Origin of the sequence: Thalassovita sp. (assembly GCF_963691685.1) — a bacterium.
Taxonomy (GTDB): domain Bacteria; phylum Pseudomonadota; class Alphaproteobacteria; order Rhodobacterales; family Rhodobacteraceae; genus Thalassobius.
Genome location: NZ_OY829290.1, coordinates 4,386,446 through 4,403,268, shown reverse-complemented (window position 1 = coordinate 4,403,268; position 16,823 = coordinate 4,386,446). Strand labels below are relative to the sequence as shown.

12 protein-coding genes, 4 tRNA genes and 3 rRNA genes are annotated in these 16,823 nt (G+C 55.5%); 13 read left to right on the top strand and 6 right to left on the bottom strand.

The window, feature by feature from the left end:
• Positions 1 to 445 precede the first annotated feature (445 nt).
• From ACORLH_RS21415 to ACORLH_RS21375, 9 genes are all read left to right on the top strand, one after another.
• A 16S ribosomal RNA gene (locus ACORLH_RS21415) occupies positions 446 to 1,909 on the top strand.
• Positions 1,910 to 2,052: 143 nt separating this feature from the next.
• Positions 2,053 to 2,129: transfer RNA gene (locus ACORLH_RS21410), tRNA-Ile, on the top strand.
• 21 nt (positions 2,130 to 2,150) lie between these two features.
• Positions 2,151 to 2,226, top strand: a tRNA-Ala gene (locus tag ACORLH_RS21405).
• A gap of 448 nt (positions 2,227 to 2,674) precedes the next feature.
• A 23S ribosomal RNA gene (locus ACORLH_RS21400) occupies positions 2,675 to 5,507 on the top strand.
• Positions 5,508 to 5,612: 105 nt separating this feature from the next.
• Positions 5,613 to 5,727, top strand: a 5S ribosomal RNA gene (rrf, locus tag ACORLH_RS21395).
• Together the 16S, 23S and 5S rRNA genes with 2 tRNA genes alongside form the textbook arrangement of a ribosomal RNA operon.
• Positions 5,728 to 6,084: 357 nt before the next feature.
• Positions 6,085 to 6,378 carry a hypothetical protein gene (locus tag ACORLH_RS21390; protein ID WP_321830359.1) on the top strand — a complete coding sequence of 98 codons (294 nt, stop codon included), beginning with the start codon at positions 6,085 to 6,087 and terminating at the stop codon, positions 6,376 to 6,378.
• Between the two features lie 103 nt (positions 6,379 to 6,481).
• Positions 6,482 to 6,913 carry a hypothetical protein gene (locus ACORLH_RS21385; RefSeq protein ID WP_321830358.1) on the top strand — a complete coding sequence of 144 codons (432 nt, stop codon included), beginning with the start codon at positions 6,482 to 6,484 and terminating at the stop codon, positions 6,911 to 6,913.
• A gap of 167 nt (positions 6,914 to 7,080) precedes the next feature.
• Positions 7,081 to 7,157: transfer RNA gene (locus ACORLH_RS21380), tRNA-Met, on the top strand.
• 286 nt (positions 7,158 to 7,443) lie between these two features.
• Positions 7,444 to 8,016 (top strand): hypothetical protein, encoded by a 573-nt coding sequence (locus ACORLH_RS21375; RefSeq protein ID WP_321830357.1) that lies wholly within the window; start codon positions 7,444 to 7,446, stop codon positions 8,014 to 8,016.
• Between the two features lie 113 nt (positions 8,017 to 8,129).
• On the opposite strand, the gene ACORLH_RS21370 is transcribed toward ACORLH_RS21375, so the two are convergent.
• Both ACORLH_RS21370 and ACORLH_RS21365 read right to left on the bottom strand, forming a co-directional pair.
• Positions 8,130 to 9,509, bottom strand: a complete 1,380-nt coding sequence (locus ACORLH_RS21370; protein WP_321830356.1) for a DUF3179 domain-containing (seleno)protein — start codon at positions 9,507 to 9,509, stop codon at positions 8,130 to 8,132.
• 120 nt (positions 9,510 to 9,629) lie between these two features.
• Positions 9,630 to 10,559, bottom strand: a complete 930-nt coding sequence (locus ACORLH_RS21365; protein ID WP_321830355.1) for a carbohydrate kinase — start codon at positions 10,557 to 10,559, stop codon at positions 9,630 to 9,632.
• A 372-nt stretch (positions 10,560 to 10,931) separates the two neighbouring features.
• Here ACORLH_RS21365 and ACORLH_RS21360 point away from each other — a divergent pair, with 372 nt between their 5' ends.
• Entirely contained in the window at positions 10,932 to 11,504 is a 573-nt protein-coding gene (locus ACORLH_RS21360; protein ID WP_058243582.1) for a hypothetical protein, read from the top strand.
• A gap of 168 nt (positions 11,505 to 11,672) precedes the next feature.
• Complete coding sequence (locus ACORLH_RS21355; RefSeq protein WP_321830354.1) at positions 11,673 to 12,149, top strand: hypothetical protein; 477 nt, start codon at positions 11,673 to 11,675, stop codon at positions 12,147 to 12,149.
• Positions 12,150 to 12,173: 24 nt separating this feature from the next.
• On the opposite strand, the gene ACORLH_RS21350 is transcribed toward ACORLH_RS21355, so the two are convergent.
• Together ACORLH_RS21350 and speB are read right to left on the bottom strand one after the other, a co-directional pair.
• Entirely contained in the window at positions 12,174 to 12,458 is a 285-nt protein-coding gene (locus ACORLH_RS21350) for a DUF2218 domain-containing protein (RefSeq protein WP_321830353.1), read from the bottom strand.
• A gap of 132 nt (positions 12,459 to 12,590) precedes the next feature.
• Complete coding sequence (gene speB, locus ACORLH_RS21345; RefSeq protein WP_321830352.1) at positions 12,591 to 13,535, bottom strand: agmatinase; 945 nt, start codon at positions 13,533 to 13,535, stop codon at positions 12,591 to 12,593.
• A gap of 187 nt (positions 13,536 to 13,722) precedes the next feature.
• Between speB and ACORLH_RS21340 the strand changes: the two genes are divergently transcribed.
• The gene (locus tag ACORLH_RS21340; RefSeq protein ID WP_321830351.1) at positions 13,723 to 14,550 is read left to right on the top strand and encodes an ATP-grasp fold amidoligase family protein; all 828 of its coding nucleotides are present in this window, start codon (positions 13,723 to 13,725) and stop codon (positions 14,548 to 14,550) included.
• A gap of 130 nt (positions 14,551 to 14,680) precedes the next feature.
• Here the strand turns inward: ACORLH_RS21340 and ACORLH_RS21335 are convergent.
• Positions 14,681 to 14,767 (bottom strand) — tRNA-Leu (locus ACORLH_RS21335).
• 148 nt (positions 14,768 to 14,915) lie between these two features.
• Between ACORLH_RS21335 and ACORLH_RS21330 the strand changes: the two genes are divergently transcribed.
• Positions 14,916 to 15,893 (top strand): complex I NDUFA9 subunit family protein, encoded by a 978-nt coding sequence (locus tag ACORLH_RS21330; protein WP_321830350.1) that lies wholly within the window; start codon positions 14,916 to 14,918, stop codon positions 15,891 to 15,893.
• A 61-nt stretch (positions 15,894 to 15,954) separates the two neighbouring features.
• Here ACORLH_RS21330 and ACORLH_RS21325 read toward each other — a convergent pair whose 3' ends face one another.
• Positions 15,955 to 16,761, bottom strand: a complete 807-nt coding sequence (locus ACORLH_RS21325) for an undecaprenyl-diphosphate phosphatase (RefSeq protein ID WP_321830349.1) — start codon at positions 16,759 to 16,761, stop codon at positions 15,955 to 15,957.
• Between the last annotated feature and the right edge of the window lie 62 nt (positions 16,762 to 16,823).

The window sequence follows — 16,823 nt, the reverse complement described above, 5'->3', positions numbered from 1 at the left end:
TTAGAACCCCCTTCACCGGCGGCGCTGAGGCGCAGGGCGGGGCAGCGGACGGCGCTACGGAGGCAACTTCGAGGGGTTCGGAAGTGAAGAAAATGAGGTAGAGATGAGCGGGCAGCGCTAGAAAGATTTAGCGCAGTCGGTTGGTTTTTGTCTCTGGTGATGATGAAAGTTGTTGCCACGTTCTTTGACATTGATGGTATCTGAAGAGATATGTGGGCGGTTTGGTTCATTCGATGAATGAATGACTGCACATATATCAACTACCTAGGAGCTTCGGTTCCGATGATGGATAGTCAGCTTCACTGTTTGTCGGCTTTCGGTATCTTTTGGTACTGATGTCACAAACAGAGAACGATCCAACCAGCCGGTTGGATCATTTCCAAGTCAATTGGAAAACAGTATGTGCAGAGGTTCGAACGTCAAGGATAGCAACGTAAGTTGCTTTCAACTTGAGAGTTTGATCCTGGCTCAGAACGAACGCTGGCGGCAGGCCTAACACATGCAAGTCGAGCGCGCCCTTCGGGGTGAGCGGCGGACGGGTTAGTAACGCGTGGGAATATGCCCGACACTAAGGAATAGCCTCTGGAAACGGAGAGTAATACCTTATACGCCCTTCGGGGGAAAGATTTATCGGTGACGGATTAGCCCGCGTTAGATTAGATAGTTGGTGGGGTAATGGCCTACCAAGTCTACGATCTATAGCTGGTTTTAGAGGATGATCAGCAACACTGGGACTGAGACACGGCCCAGACTCCTACGGGAGGCAGCAGTGGGGAATCTTGGACAATGGGCGCAAGCCTGATCCAGCCATGCCGCGTGAGTGATGAAGGCCTTAGGGTCGTAAAGCTCTTTCGCCAGAGATGATAATGACAGTATCTGGTAAAGAAACCCCGGCTAACTCCGTGCCAGCAGCCGCGGTAATACGGAGGGGGTTAGCGTTGTTCGGAATTACTGGGCGTAAAGCGCGCGTAGGCGGATTAGTCAGTTAGAGGTGAAATCCCGGGGCTCAACCCCGGAACTGCCTTTAATACTGCTAGTCTTGAGTTCGAGAGAGGTGAGTGGAATTCCGAGTGTAGAGGTGAAATTCGTAGATATTCGGAGGAACACCAGTGGCGAAGGCGGCTCACTGGCTCGATACTGACGCTGAGGTGCGAAAGTGTGGGGAGCAAACAGGATTAGATACCCTGGTAGTCCACACCGTAAACGATGAATGCCAGTCGTCGGGTAGCATGCTATTCGGTGACACACCTAACGGATTAAGCATTCCGCCTGGGGAGTACGGTCGCAAGATTAAAACTCAAAGGAATTGACGGGGGCCCGCACAAGCGGTGGAGCATGTGGTTTAATTCGAAGCAACGCGCAGAACCTTACCAACCCTTGACATCCTGTGCTACATTCAGAGATGGATGGTTCCCTTCGGGGACGCAGTGACAGGTGCTGCATGGCTGTCGTCAGCTCGTGTCGTGAGATGTTCGGTTAAGTCCGGCAACGAGCGCAACCCACATCCTTAGTTACCAGCGGTTCGGCCGGGAACTCTAAGGAAACTGCCCGTGATAAGCGGGAGGAAGGTGTGGATGACGTCAAGTCCTCATGGCCCTTACGGGTTGGGCTACACACGTGCTACAATGGCAGTGACAATGGGTTAATCCCAAAAAACTGTCTCAGTTCGGATTGTCGTCTGCAACTCGACGGCATGAAGTCGGAATCGCTAGTAATCGCGTAACAGCATGACGCGGTGAATACGTTCCCGGGCCTTGTACACACCGCCCGTCACACCATGGGAGTTGGGTTTACCCGAAGGCCGTGCGCCAACCTTTCGAGGAGGCAGCGGACCACGGTGAGCTCAGCGACTGGGGTGAAGTCGTAACAAGGTAGCCCTAGGGGAACCTGGGGCTGGATCACCTCCTTTCTAAGGATGCACCTAGCAGGTTGAACTCGTTCAACTTCGTGGATGCACTTAGCAAAAGATCAGCAAGTCACGCTGATCACATATCAAGGACCAGGCCGTCCTCATATCTCTTCAGGAAGACATCAGACCTACCGGTCTGGACTGGGTCGGTAGCTCAGGTGGTTAGAGCGCACGCCTGATAAGCGTGAGGTCGGAGGTTCAAGTCCTCCTCGACCCACCAATATCCCGTCGGGATCTTGATGGGGCCTTAGCTCAGCTGGGAGAGCGCCTGATTTGCATTCAGGAGGTCAGCGGTTCGATCCCGCTAGGCTCCACCATTTGTCTTCGCTACCTTCAGATAAGGACGTTCGATTAGATCGTTAAGCATCGCAAAGCGCGGTTCTTAACCGTCCAATCGGACACGCTTCTATCTCGCAAGAGACGGAACTGACATCGTTTAGAGAGAAATATCAACAACCTGTTTGATCACCGTAAGTAAGCGGATGATCTCAGTTGGTTCCCTTCGGGGAAGGCGTGATAGAGATTGTTTCCTCGATCTTTATGCAACGTATCCCGGCTGAAACGAACAGAGTTGTCCAAGTCAAGTACACTAACCCGCATAAACGAGAGTTTATGCATTGTTCCTTACCTTCTGCGTGGGGCCGACCGACATCGGCAGCGCAGGTTCCGGGTAAGGAGCGGGAAAGTATGCTTTTGATCAGAAAGTGAGCCATCGGTCGAACCAGCCCGGTGGTGGAAGACGTCAGTCTTACTCTTTCTGGATCAAATCAAGCGCGAGAAGGGCGTTTGGTGAATGCCTTGGCAGTAAGAGGCGATGAAGGACGTGATACTCTGCGATAAGCTAGGGGGAGCCGAGAATAGGCTTTGATCCCTGGATCTCCGAATGGGGCAACCCACTTGATACTCTGTTATTGTTAGCTTTTGCTGATCAATAACCGGGTAAACCAAGTACTTTTAACCTGAATACATAGGGTTTTAAGAGCGAACCCGGGGAACTGAAACATCTAAGTACCCGGAGGAAAGGAAATCAACAGATACTCCCCTAGTAGCGGCGAGCGAACGGGGACCAGCCGAGCCTTGAGAGTGACCAGAACAATCTGGAAAGATTGACCATAGTGGGTGACAGTCCCGTATGGGAAGCTCGATAGGACGTATTAAGTAAGGCGGGACACGTGAAATCCTGTCTGAACATCGGGGGACCACCCTCGAAGGCTAAGTACTCCTTACTGACCGATAGTGAACCAGTACCGTGAGGGAAAGGTGAAAAGCACCCCGACGAGGGGAGTGAAACAGTACCTGAAACCGAACGCCTACAATCAGTCGGAGGCTCCTTGCGAGCTGACGGCGTACCTTTTGTATAATGGGTCATCGACTTGGTCTCACGAGCAAGCTTAAGCCGTTAGGTGTAGGCGCAGCGAAAGCGAGTCTTAATAGGGCGAATGAGTTCGTGGGATCAGACCCGAAACCGAGTGATCTAGGCATGACCAGGCTGAAGGTAAGGTAACACTTACTGGAGGGCCGAACCCACACCTGTTGAAAAAGGTCGGGATGAGTTGTGCCTAGGGGTGAAAGGCCAATCAAACTCGGAGATAGCTGGTTCTCTGCGAAATCTATTTAGGTAGAGCGTCATCCGAATACCCCGGGGGGTAGAGCACTGGATGGGTAATGGGGCCCCACAGGCTTACTGATCCTAACCAAACTCCGAATACCCGGGAGTACTAGATGGCAGACACACGGCGGATGCTAACGTCCGTCGTGGAGAGGGAAACAACCCTGACCTCCAGCTAAGGCCCCTAATTCATGGCTAAGTGGGAAAGCAGGTGGGACGACCAAAACAACCAGGAGGTTGGCTTAGAAGCAGCCATCCTTTAAAGATAGCGTAACAGCTCACTGGTCTAAATAAGTTGTCCTGCGGCGAAGATGTAACGGGGCTCAAGCCATGAGCCGAAGCTGAGGATGCACATAGTGCATGGTAGCAGAGCGTAGTGTGACATAGCTCCAATCCTCTTTAGCGATCCTCGGATCGCCTTGGAGGATAAGGAGCTTTCTGTGAAGCCGGCGCGTGAGCGATCCGGTGGAGAGATCACTAGTGAGAATGATGACATGAGTAGCGACAAACAGGGTGAGAGACCCTGTCGCCGAAAGTCCAAGGGTTCCTGCTTAAAGCTAATCTGAGCAGGGTAAGCCGGCCCCTAAGGCGAGGCCGAAAGGCGTAGTCGATGGGAACTAGGTTAATATTCCTAGGCCGTGAGGTGGTGACGGATCACAGAGGTAGTTCAGGCTTAACGGATTGTCTGGGCTGCTGAGTGGTCCCTGGAAATAGCCCCTCTTTAAGACCGTACCCTAAACCGACACAGGTGGACTGGTAGAGTATACCAAGGCGCTTGAGAGAACGATGTTGAAGGAACTCGGCAAAATACCTCCGTAAGTTCGCGAGAAGGAGGCCCAGTTTCTAGGCAACTAGTGGCTGGGGGCACAAACCAGGGGGTGGCGACTGTTTACTAAAAACACAGGGCTCTGCGAAGTCGCAAGACGACGTATAGGGTCTGACGCCTGCCCGGTGCCGGAAGGTTAAAAGGAGATGTGAGAGCGTCGAATTGAAGCCCCGGTAAACGGCGGCCGTAACTATAACGGTCCTAAGGTAGCGAAATTCCTTGTCGGGTAAGTTCCGACCTGCACGAATGGCGTAACGACTTCCCCGCTGTCTCCAACATCGACTCAGCGAAATTGAATTGCCTGTCAAGATGCAGGCTTCCCGCGGTTAGACGGAAAGACCCCGTGCACCTTTACTACAGCTTCGCACTGGCATCAGGCACAATATGTGCAGGATAGGTGGTGGGCTTTGAAACCAGGACGCCAGTCCTGGTGGAGCCTCCCTTGAGATACCACCCTTATTCTGCTTGATGTCTAACCGCGGTCCGTTATCCGGATCCGGGACCCTGCGTGGCGGGTAGTTTGACTGGGGCGGTCGCCTCCTAAAGAGTAACGGAGGCGCGCGAAGGTTGGCTCAGAGCGGTCGGAAATCGCTCGTTGAGTGCAATGGCAGAAGCCAGCCTGACTGCGAGACTGACAAGTCGAGCAGAGTCGAAAGACGGCCATAGTGATCCGGTGGTCCCGCGTGGAAGGGCCATCGCTCAACGGATAAAAGGTACGCCGGGGATAACAGGCTGATACTGCCCAAGAGTCCATATCGACGGCAGTGTTTGGCACCTCGATGTCGGCTCATCTCATCCTGGGGCTGGAGCAGGTCCCAAGGGTATGGCTGTTCGCCATTTAAAGAGGTACGTGAGCTGGGTTTAGAACGTCGTGAGACAGTTCGGTCCCTATCTGCCGTGGGTGTAGGATACTTGAGAGGAGTTGCCCCTAGTACGAGAGGACCGGGGTGAACGTTCCACTGGTGGACCAGTTATCGTGCCAACGGTAGTGCTGGGTAGCTATGAACGGAAAGGATAACCGCTGAAGGCATCTAAGCGGGAAGCCCCCCTCAAAACAAGGTATCCCTGAGGACCGTGGTAGACCACCACGTCGATAGGCCAGAGATGTAAGTGCGGTAACGCATTCAGTTGACTGGTACTAATGGTCCGATAGGCTTGATTTGATCCAGTAAAAGTAAGACAAATCAAAAGCATACACACCTAAGTGAAAACACTTGGACAACAGTTGATATCAGGGCTAACAAAATTGCCCCTTGGTATTTATTCGGTTTGGTGGTCATAGCACGAGTGAAACACCCGATCCCATCCCGAACTCGGAAGTTAAGCACCGAAGCGCCGATGGTACTGCGTCTTAAGGCGTGGGAGAGTAGGTCACCGCCAAACCTAATAAATACCAAATCCTCTCTAATCGATACTAAACCCAAAACACCGAACAACGGCCGCCCAAAAAAGGGCGGCCGTTGTTCGGTGTTTGAGGGACGTGAATTGCAGTATGACTGGTACTGCGTCGTTCAGCGAAATAACCTATAGCTGTGATGTCCAGATGGCTGTATTTGGATCGACCTTGCGGCCTGTCAGTCACATGTTGAAATCACTCAAGATCCGAGAAATGCCGCACTAACCAATGTATCTGCAAAAGATCGCTTGTCCGATGGGACATCTACGGTTGTAGTGCGGGCATTTCGTGAGGGTGTCGAGGGCAAGAGAGGTGAGGAAATCATTGGGGCTAAGTGCAATCTGTTGTCCGACGATCTGGTAGCGGAAGCTGTAACACCCCAAGAAGTAGTTGTGCCCAAGTTCAAACAGCGGGCGGAATTTGCCGATCGTGGGGTTCCCAGTGCTTTGGTTGTGTCGTGCAACTATGGCGAACTCAAAGGGGTTACTCAGGTAACTGCAGCGGCGAAAAGCACCAGTGTCATGACAAGCGCTGGGATTGCCGGTGCTGTTCTCAGCATCGCAACAACCGCAGCCTTGGCTGCCTCAACGCCTTGGGTCTACCAGGACATTGCCTACGTTGTTTTGACGGATGGCTAAATCGCCAAAGTTCATTCGCTGTGGGGTATTTCTAGCCGTTATGGCATCTGTGAGTGCCTGCAATGATACTGTTGAAATCGCCACTGAAACGGTTAGCCCAAGAATGTTGCGTCAGATCCCTGAAGGGCAACACTTGGGCTGGGTCGCGAGTGAGATTCGAACCTTCGAAGAGTCTGCTGACGGTAAGAAGACCGAAATTGTTGGTGCTTCATGCGTCGTGAAATCCAAAGATTTTAGGGCCAAGGTTACCTCACCAGCACGGGTTAAAACGCCGACATATGTTCAAGGTGCGAGATTCGCTGATCGGGGTAAACCCAGCCAATTGTCCGTAAAGTGTCGCGGGCATGGTTTGTCGGGTGACACGATAGTTGAGGCGCTGCCTTACGGACTGCGAGATTCCACAACAACGACGAGCTACTACTATAGCGGCACAGGCAGCTATGCGGGCGGTTTCAGCACAACAAAACACTACGGGCAGCTATCATCCAGCTACCCTTGGTCATATGGCGGCAGCATCAAGCTTGTGATGAAGTAATTGACCGATCTAAAAAGAGGAGCCGTGTGTTATTGATCGACACGCGGCCTACTCGTGAGGGGCGCACCTCTGGGTTAACCAGGTAAAAAAGAATTGCAAAAAACTGTCATATTTCTTTCTTTTCGGCTTGCGCTCCTTCTCTCTTCGCCATAGGTAGGGCGCACTGTCGCGGGGTGGAGCAGCCCGGTAGCTCGTCAGGCTCATAACCTGAAGGTCGCAGGTTCAAATCCTGCCCCCGCAACCAAACTTTCCGATCAGAAATATCTACATATGACCCGCTTCGGCGGGTTTTCTGCGTTTGTCGGACGCGATTTGCGACCTTTGCGACGCGGATTTGTTGGAAATTCTTGCTTTGGTCACCTCACGACAAACGTAACGGCTTACCCTTTCTAAACCCCGAAATCCAAACAGATCACCCGTTCGGGTGATTGTCCCATAGGCTGGATATTTACGTCAAAAATCAATGAGATGCCCTTGTAATTGATTGCAATGATCCGGATCTGGCGACGTTCAATATCACTGTGTCTGGGATGACTGCGGACACGCCTGAAACCGAATTTGAAAAAACGCTGGAGGAGATTATCGACACCGTTCAGGCCGATGCACGGCGCGAGTTGTTGAGTGAGGTGTCGGTCAACCAGGATATGATGGGCGGCCCATTAGATCGGTTTTCTGCCCGGAGGAACGGCAATGGGGTGACGCGCAATTCACCCTTTGATGTGACAGGTTCCCTGTCGGTGACGGATGAGGCCGCGACGAAACAGGGCTCTTTTGGTGGCAGCGATGTCACCGCGTCCGGCGCATCGCGGTTCCTGTTTGGTGATTTCAATCTGTCACGGGATCAGGATGGATCGACCACCGGGCAGCTGTCCGCGTGGGTCATCTGGGAACGTGAGCTGATCAATGACACCACGGTGGGCTATTTCCTTGACGGGCGGGCCTCACGTTCTAACCTGGCTGGTGGCTTTGAAGGGGATGCCTCCAGCCTTGGGGTGCTTGCCGGGATCTATGGGATCAAGGAGCTGACCGACAGTATCTTTGGCTCGGCCTACCTGGTGGAGGGGTTGATCTGGGCATTGCGAACCAAAGTGCAGATGGGATGACCCAACTGAACGCCAACTATGCCTTCACCAAGGTGGGCAACATCGAACAGCAGAGCATCACATTGTCACTGGAAATGCAGTTCTGATCGCAAACACCGCGCTCTGGCCCCGGGTTATTGCGGCCAGAGCACCGTATTGGGATGAAACTGTGACCAGGCAAACCAGAAGGCCTGATGACTGCCCAGATCACTGCCGTCAGGCCCCAGCGCGCGCAGACCTCCGGCATCAATTGCTAGGGTGACGCCGTCATGTGTCACCGCCTCACCCTTTTGCAGCGCAGCCATGGCCAGCGCGCGGGGGAAGGCCACGGGCTGGCCAGCAGGTGTGATCACTCCGATGATATCTTCCTGAATGGGCAGGCGCGGATCAACATCCCCGACGGGGAAGATCGGACCATTGGCATCCCGCGTGTTGCGGAAATCCGGGTCCCGCCCCAGCGCCAGATATTCAGCCAGCACTGTTGTGTCGGGATAGGCCGCTTTCCAGGCGCCCCAGGTGCTGGTGACAACAGTGGCTTGGTCCAACTGGATCCCGGCCTGTGCCAAGGGTCCGGTCAGCGCCTCACCGGTAAAGGTGTCAAACACCGACCAGGACGTCAGGTCATACATCACCTTGTTAGACCGGCTGAGCAGTCCGGAGGTGCGCAGGACAGGCCGTTTGATACCGGCGGGTAGCTGATCCGTGAAGTAGGCCTGAGCCGCCCCACAGAGCGTGCAATAGGGGATGCCAAGATCGCGGCCACCTAAGGTGTCATTCACCATCTCACGCACTTCCATGATCTGGCGGGGATAGGCGCGGGCCTCGCCGTTGATCTCAATGCCGAAGATGATGTCATCATCTTGCAGCCACGTGGCACCCTCCGCATTGGTGGTCGCAGGATTGTCGGCTGCGGGGATGCAGTTGCAGCGCTCATCCGTGGTGTCAAAGGGACGATCGTCGATCAAAACGCCGCCCCAGGACACCAGACGCCAGTCCACATCACCGTCGACAAAGATTTGCTCCCACCCCGGAATGATCATGGTGAAGATCTGCCGTTTGATGGCCAGGTAATCCGGTGGGGCGGGGATGTCCCAGGCGATCAGCGGATCGGTGATGGCGCCCCAGGGATTGCTGCGCGGGGCATTAACCTGCAACAGGGCCGCGCCCGTGTCGGCCAGGGTGAGGCTGAGATCGCGATTGGTGACGAAGCGCAGGAGGTCCGAAATGATCCAGGCCAGACGTGGATCGCCGGAGGCTTTGATCGTTTCCAGCGCGATGGTCTGATCAGGGCCCCAGCCCGACTGGGTGATGCTATCGACAAAGGCAACCTGCACCGCCTGCGCCAGATCGGGTGGCAAATCACCGGCGGGCACGGGGGGCGGTGCGCCAAACTGGCTGACCACATGGTCTGGCAGTTGGCTCTGCGCCATCGCAGCGCTGCCAAGACCAAGGCCCACACCAAGCGTAATGTACAGGGCAAGGGTGACGTATTTGACACTTCGGTAGGGCAACATCGGCCTCTCCTCCTCACGGGCATGACAGTTTGACTATCATGGGAAGGAAAGGCAGAGGCTGGCCAATCACGTTGCCTCATCAATTGGTGAGGCAGATGTGTTGGCCCGCAGTTCGTTCAGCTAGTTCAGCTCATCTGACCAGGGTGGATTGGCCCCGGCGCGCGAAACCGTAACGGCCGCAACCTTGGCCGCGTGGGCCAGAACATCGCTCAGCTGGTCTTCGGTGGCATCGTTCAGCGCGTCACGGCTGAGGATGCCAAGGCTCTGCATTTTGGCCAGCGCACCGGCGTTGAATGTATCACCCGCACCAACGGTATCCACAACCTCCACCTTTTCTGACGCGACCGAGGCGGTGGAGCCATTACGATGGAACGCTTCAGCACCCTCGGCGCCTTTGGTCAGCAGCGCCAGCATCGGGCCTTTGGCGATCATCGCCTGAATTTTCTCCGCGTGAGAGGCCGGGCCGGGCACCAGCCAGTCCAGATCCTCATCTGAAAGTTTGACAATATCTGTCACCGTCAGCATGCGGTCCAGCCGGCTGCGATAGACGGCCTCATCCTCGGCCAGTCCGGGGCGAATGTTGGGGTCCAACATGATCAAGCGTCGAGTCTCCTCTTGCGTGGCGAATTCAGCGTAGGTGTCAGCCGCGGGCCCGTTCACCAGTGAGATGCCACCAAAATACAATGCCTGAACCGAGTCCGGCAGCTGTGGCAGATCGCTGGAGCGTAGGGATTGCCCGGCGGAATTGTCATCATAGAAACTGTACGTGGCATGCCCGTTTTTCAACTGCACAACGGCCAAAGTTGTCAGCCTATCCGAATGCACCAGATAATCGGAGCTGACCCGGCTGTCGGTCAGGGCCTGTTCCAACAGCTGACCAAACCCATCGGTGGAGATCCCGGTAAACAGCGCCACATTCGCGCCCAGACGTCCAAGACCAATCGCCGTGTTGAACACGGCCCCGCCCGCATAGGGCACATAGCCGCTGCCGCCGGAAACGGTGGGTTCGGGGATCATGTCAATCAAGGCCTCACCAGCGCAAAGGATCATCGGGCTCTCCTGAGGAAATGCAGAGGGATGTGCGGCAGACAGGGATCTATCGCCGGGGTTCGGGGGCATATTGCACCGTTATCGCTAACACGCAACGGGCTTGCCCCAAAGAGCGATGTCAGCCCAGGGGCAAAAAACTTCTCATCCGGGACTCTGATCGGTTTTGTTCTCGCTTTTAGATACAATTTTAGGGAAAGATTGAGAAAAATGGCGATCAATCGCCTTATAGATGATCCATTTTTACGGGGGAATCCGACAAATACATCCATTTGCGCAACTTTTTTCGGGTGACCCCGCTAAAAAGTAGAGCACTTCCGGCGTTCTTTTGGGGGAGAGCAGTGCCGGAAACGGACATAACAGAGGGATGAAGCTGTGGGATTGTTTCAAGATATCGCCGATCAGACCGCCTATAACGTCGCGAGCCCGCGTCGTCGTACCTTTGGTCTGAAGGGTGCCAATTCTGCGGAAGCCCCTCAACCCACTGCGGAGATGCCTTTGAAACGTGACTCGCTTTCCCGTTCGGCCTATCGCCAGCGTCAAAGCATCGGCCCGGCCCCGCTGCTGGGTAAAAAAGTGTTGTGTGTCAGTGCCAAACCGAATTGCGACGTTGAACAGATGTCGATTGCGCTGGGTGCCAATGTGATGCCTGTGTCGACCCTCGGCGAAGCGGAGCGCATCCTGCGCGAAAGCCCGCGTGAGTGGGACCTGCTGTTCATCATGCGCGATGGGCTGATGCCGCTGGACCATCTGGTAACCGATCTGCTGACCCTGCGCTTTTCGCATTCCAACCTGCCGGTTGTGATGTTCTCCACCGGGTTCATGGCGGATGACATGACCAAAGACCGCAGCCCGATCTCGGATGCTTCGATGTGCCTGCCGATGACCCAGGGCCGCCTGAAGATGTGCGTCGAAGCCGCAACCGAGAACAACCGCAACAAAGAGTAACGCTTCGTCCAGCACCTTGGGAGGAGTTTGAGACGGAGCCGGGCCAATCGCCCGGTTCTTTTGTTTTCAGACCCCGAAACGGGGACTTGCATAATTCTGACTGATTTACTAAGGATAAGCCAGCCAAGCGATCCGGCCAGGTATGACCCCTAGATCAGGAGTGTTTCCATGACCGATCATACGCAGAACCCGTCCCCTCATCTCAGCAATGCCGAAGGTGATGTCAGCGCTTATGGCTTTGACACGCAGGAGCTGAAGATGCTGGCGCTATGCCGGCGGCTGTTTGAGGCAATGTCAGGTCAGGATCAGCAGGTCTGGGCCGCCGCCTATCGTTTGGCCGGTCAGCAATATGGCGATGGTGGTGCGGAGCGTATCCTTGGCTACACCATCGATGTGATTGAGGCCATGCGCGCCCTGCGCAGCAGCCCGTTCATCTATGGCCGCGATGGCTGTGCCTGCTGCCGCAACAAGCTGACGCAGGAAGAGCGCCTGTTGATTGCATCCTTCCACAACATGCGGCGGGGCAAACGTTCGCGCGCCTATGTTCAGGCGATGCTGCTGGTCGAAGGGCGTGATCCGGCGCGTCTGCTGGTGGCGCTGGAGATGCTGGACTTTGCCCTGTTTGAGGGCCGTGAGGCGGGCTGAGCACCCGCCTGAAGCGGACGTGCCTTAGCTCGTCCACTGCATGTTTTTGAAGTCTTCGCGGAAGGCAAAGCGTTCCAGATGGCTGTCGATCACGCCTTTGGCGCTGTCGGCGGCTTGTGGGTCTTCAAGCTCAAACCGGACATCCAGACCGGCCTCATCCGCGGTCATCTTGGCGGCGCCAAAGACGAAATGGCAGGTGCCTTCGGTTTCGGTGAACTCGACCTCAATTTTGTGGCCGAAGTGCTTGCAGAGCTGTTGCAGATATTTGGAACCGTTGGCGGTGGCAAAGTGGCCGTGAAGGCTAAGCATGATCATATCCTAAAAAGTGTCGTCGCATAAATCGTTCAAAAGACGTCAAAAAACAAGTGGTCACCCGGGGCAGAGCAGGTCCGCCCCGGGATTAGGTGTGGGTCTAGGCCTGAATTTTGGCCTGAGCCGGGCTCAACGGCCGTAGCTGACGCCAGGCAAAACACACAGCATCTCATAAAGCAGGTTTGACGCAATCAACGCGGTGTTGCCTGATGGGTCATAGGGCGGCGATACCTCCACCAGATCACATCCCACAAGGTTCAGCCCGCGACAGCCGCGCACAATTTCCAGCGCCTGCATGGTGGTCAGCCCGCCCATTTCAACGGTGCCAGTGCCGGGGGCAAAGGCCGGATCCAGACTGTCGATGTCATAGGTCAGGTAAACTGGTCGGTCGCCGATCTGCTGTCGGATCTTTTCCATCAGCGGGGCGGCGGATTTGTACCAGAGTTCCTCAGCCTGAATGACGGTGAAGCCCCAGTTTCGGGCGGTGTCAAAGTCATCCGGCCCATAGCCGGTGCCGCGCAGCCCGATCTGGAAGGTGTTCTGCGCGTCAATCAACCCCTCCTCATAGGCGCGACGGAAAGGGGTGCCGTGGGCAATCTCCTCATCAAACATATGTTCGTTGATATCGGCATGGGCATCGACATGGATCAGCGCCACCGGCCCGTGTTTCTTAGCAATGGCGCGCAGCACCGGCAGGCTGAGCGTATGATCGCCCCCCATGGTCAGAGGCACCACATCGTGTTGCAGCACCTCGTCGTAAAAGGCGGTGATCCGGCGCACCGAATCCTTCAGGTCAAATGTGTTGATCGGCACGTCGCCAATATCTGCCACCTGAAGCGAATCAAACGGTGCCGCACGGGTCCACATGTTATAGGGGCGGATCATCGTGCTTTCGGCCCGGATCTGCCGTGGCCCAAACCGGGTGCCCGGGCGAAGGCTGGCACCAATGTCCATAGGGATGCCGATAAAGGCCACATCCAGCCCTTCGGCCGTCTCCTGTGCCGGCAAGCGCATAAATGTGCCCGGCCCTGCAAAGCGCGGCATTTCATTGCCCCCAAGAGGTTGGTTTTTCATCACATTCCTCACGTCGTCATGATTTGTTGAGATCAGTAAACCACGCAGCGGCGGGGATGTCGGTAGAAACTTTCTATTGAGTTCAATTCTGGACAGCAAAGGGTGTAAGCGATCAATGGACAGGGCTGTTGGCGCCAGCTAAGTCTGAGGCCTAAGCGTCCTTGCTTCGGAGTAGAGTGGTTAAAAGATGAGCGAAGTGAGCCGACCGACACCAACGTTTCGTCAACTTATGCAACGCCGTTTGGCTCTATGGTATCAGGGTAAGGAACCGCACCCTGATCCCGAACGCCAGAAACGTCGCCGGTTTCTGGCCTCTCTCACCAATAAGACAGTGATGAGTCGCTATATCAAAGAGATGGGGCTCCCGATGCCCGAACTCTATTGTGATCACTTGCCGATTGATAAAGTCGACTTTCGTAGCTTGCCAAAGCGGGTGGTGATCAAGCCGAACAACAGCGCTTGCTGCCATGGTGTGGCGCTCCTGGACGGGAGGCGCGATGTTTTGAACCGGAAGTTTGTGATGCTCCGAAATCGGGAGCAGCACCTGCGACAACTTTGGCAACGTGACGGAGTTTCTTTTGGGGCTGGCACTAAAGTCGTGGCTGAAGAATTCCTTCGTGATTTTGACAAACGGTTCAAAGTGCCGCGTGACTTTAAGGTTTATACCGCAAATGGCCGTGTCGGAGTCATCCAAGTCAATGATCGCTCAAAGGGTACTCAGGACCGCAGCCTGTCTTACTTCACGCGAGATTGGGATTTTGTCGAAGAAAAGATTAAATCAGACGTCACATTCGGCCCAAAATACGACCGGCCTGACGACCTGGAGCAGCTGGTAGAGATGTCCGAGCGTTTGTCGGCGGATTTGGGGGTCTTTTATCGGTTCGACTTTTACATGACGACTCGGGGCCCGGTCTTTGGTGAGTTCACGTCCTACCCCGCTGCTGGAGTTGGCTTTACCCCGTTCGGAGATCGTTTGATGTGTGGCTTGATGGATGCCGGGGCCCACGCTGAGTGACCTTGCCCCGATCGGCGGCCAGTATAACTGCCTTAAGTACGCAGTAGGTATCGTGACAAATTAGGCGATCGGGTACAAAAAAACCGGCCGTCGAAGTCTTGAAAATCAAGGTCGAGCGGCCGGTTTATTATGGTGCCCAGAAGAGGACTCGAACCTCCACGTCCATACGGACACTAGCACCTGAAGCTAGCGCGTCTACCAATTCCGCCATCTGGGCACGGGTTGGTGAGGGGCGTTCTAAGGTTAGCCACGGGGGGTGTCAACGCGATTTTTGAAGTTTTTTTCACCGCCTCCAATCATCTTGTGAAAAACCCTTGTCAGCGTTAGAAAACCGCAGCGAAATTATTTAGCCGGAGGCCCTCTTTATGTCGAAACTCGTGACCATTTTTGGTGGGTCCGGATTCGTTGGTCGCTATATTGCGCGCCGTTTGGCCAAAAACGGCTGGCGGGTCCGTGTGGCGGTGCGTCGCCCCAATGAGGCGATGCATGTGAAGCCCTACGGCGTGCCCGGTCAGGTGGAGCCTGTGCTGTGCAACATCCGCGATGATGCCTCTGTGGCGTCTGTGATGAACGGCTCGGACGCGGTGGTGAACTGCGTGGGGATCCTGGCAGAGGTTGGCAAAAACAGCTTTGATGCTGTGCAGGCTGACGGTGCGGCCCGGGTGGCCCGGATTGCGGCGGAACAGGGTGTGGGTCAGATGGTGCATCTGTCTGCTATCGGCGCGGATGCAGACAGCGAAAGCGATTATGCCCGCACCAAAGCTGAAGGCGAGGCGGCGGTCATGGCGGCCTTCCCGACGGCAGTTGTGCTGCGCCCGTCGATTATCTTTGGGCCCGAAGATGACTTCTTTAACCGGTTTGCCGGTATGTTTGGTCCGGCGCTGCCGCTGGTTGGCGGTGAGACCAAGTTTCAGCCGGTCTATGTGGATGACGTGGCCCAGGCCGCGGTGCTGGCGGTTGAGGGTCAGGCGGAGCCGGGGATCTATGAGCTGGGCGGCCCGGATGTGCGCAGTATGAAAGAGCTGATGCATGAGATGTTGTCGGTGATCCGCCGGCGCAAGATGGTCATTGATCTGCCCTTCTTTGTCGGGGCGATGATGGGCTGGGGATTTGATCTGGCGAAGAAACTGAGCTTTGGTCTGATCAAAGGACCGATCACTGCGGATCAGGTGAAGCTGCTGCGCAAGGACAATGTGGTGTCCGCTGAGGCCAAAGGGTTTGCCGATCTGGGCATTACGCCGCTGGCCACAGAAGCGGTGCTGCCGGATTACCTCTGGCGGTTCCGCCCGTCGGGGCAGTATCTGGCGATCAAGGAATCGGCCAAGAACCTGCGCAACAAGTAAGATTGACCCGATTAGGGGTAATGGGGCGTGCCAGTGGCGCGCCCTTTTCGTTTTGGTGGTGTTACTGTGTGTAGCCGATCCACAGCAGGATGCTGCCCAGCACCACACGGTAGATCACATAGGGGGTGAAGCTGACGGTGCGCAGCAGGCGCATCATCAAAACCAGAGCCAAGAGCGCCGCAATAAAGGACAGGCCGGCTACAATTGCGCCGTCCCGAGCGGCTTGCATGTCCGCCTCTGCCGCGACTTTGACCGCCAGAAAGCTGCCTGAGGCAAAGATCGTCGGGATCGACATCAGCATAGACAGTTTGGCGGCACCATGCCGGTCATAGCCCAACCAGCGCCCGGCAGTGATCGTGATGCCCGACCGGGAGGTGCCCGGAATAAGCGCCAGCATCTGCGCCAGCCCCATCCAGATCGCATCGCGGGTGGACCAGTCACCGCTCATCTTACCCTCATCACCTTTCTGGTCGGCAAAGTAGAGCAACAGGCCAAATCCCAACATGGTCCAGCCGATCATCGTGATCGACCGCATTTTGTCGTCCAGCCCGGTCAGCGCCAGAAACAACCCGAAGAGGACCACGGGAATCGTTGCGATCATCAACAGGAAGGCCATCCGGCTGCCCGGCGTGTCGATCCGCCCGGTCAGCATGCGCGGCACACCTGCCAGGCCCACCCGCACATCGCGCCAGAAGTAGATCACAACCGCCGCCAAGGTGCCGACATGTGCGGCCACATCGATCACTTGCCCCTGGTCCGCCTGACCGCTGAGATTCGGCAGCAGAATCAGGTGGCCGGAGGAGGAAATCGGCAGAAATTCAGTAACGCCCTGAATAAGTGCCAAAATTATCAGATAAAGAAGCGGCATGTGGTGCTTTCAAAATGCGATGTTTGCCACTGTATAACTTATTGAGTTTACGGCAGAAGAAA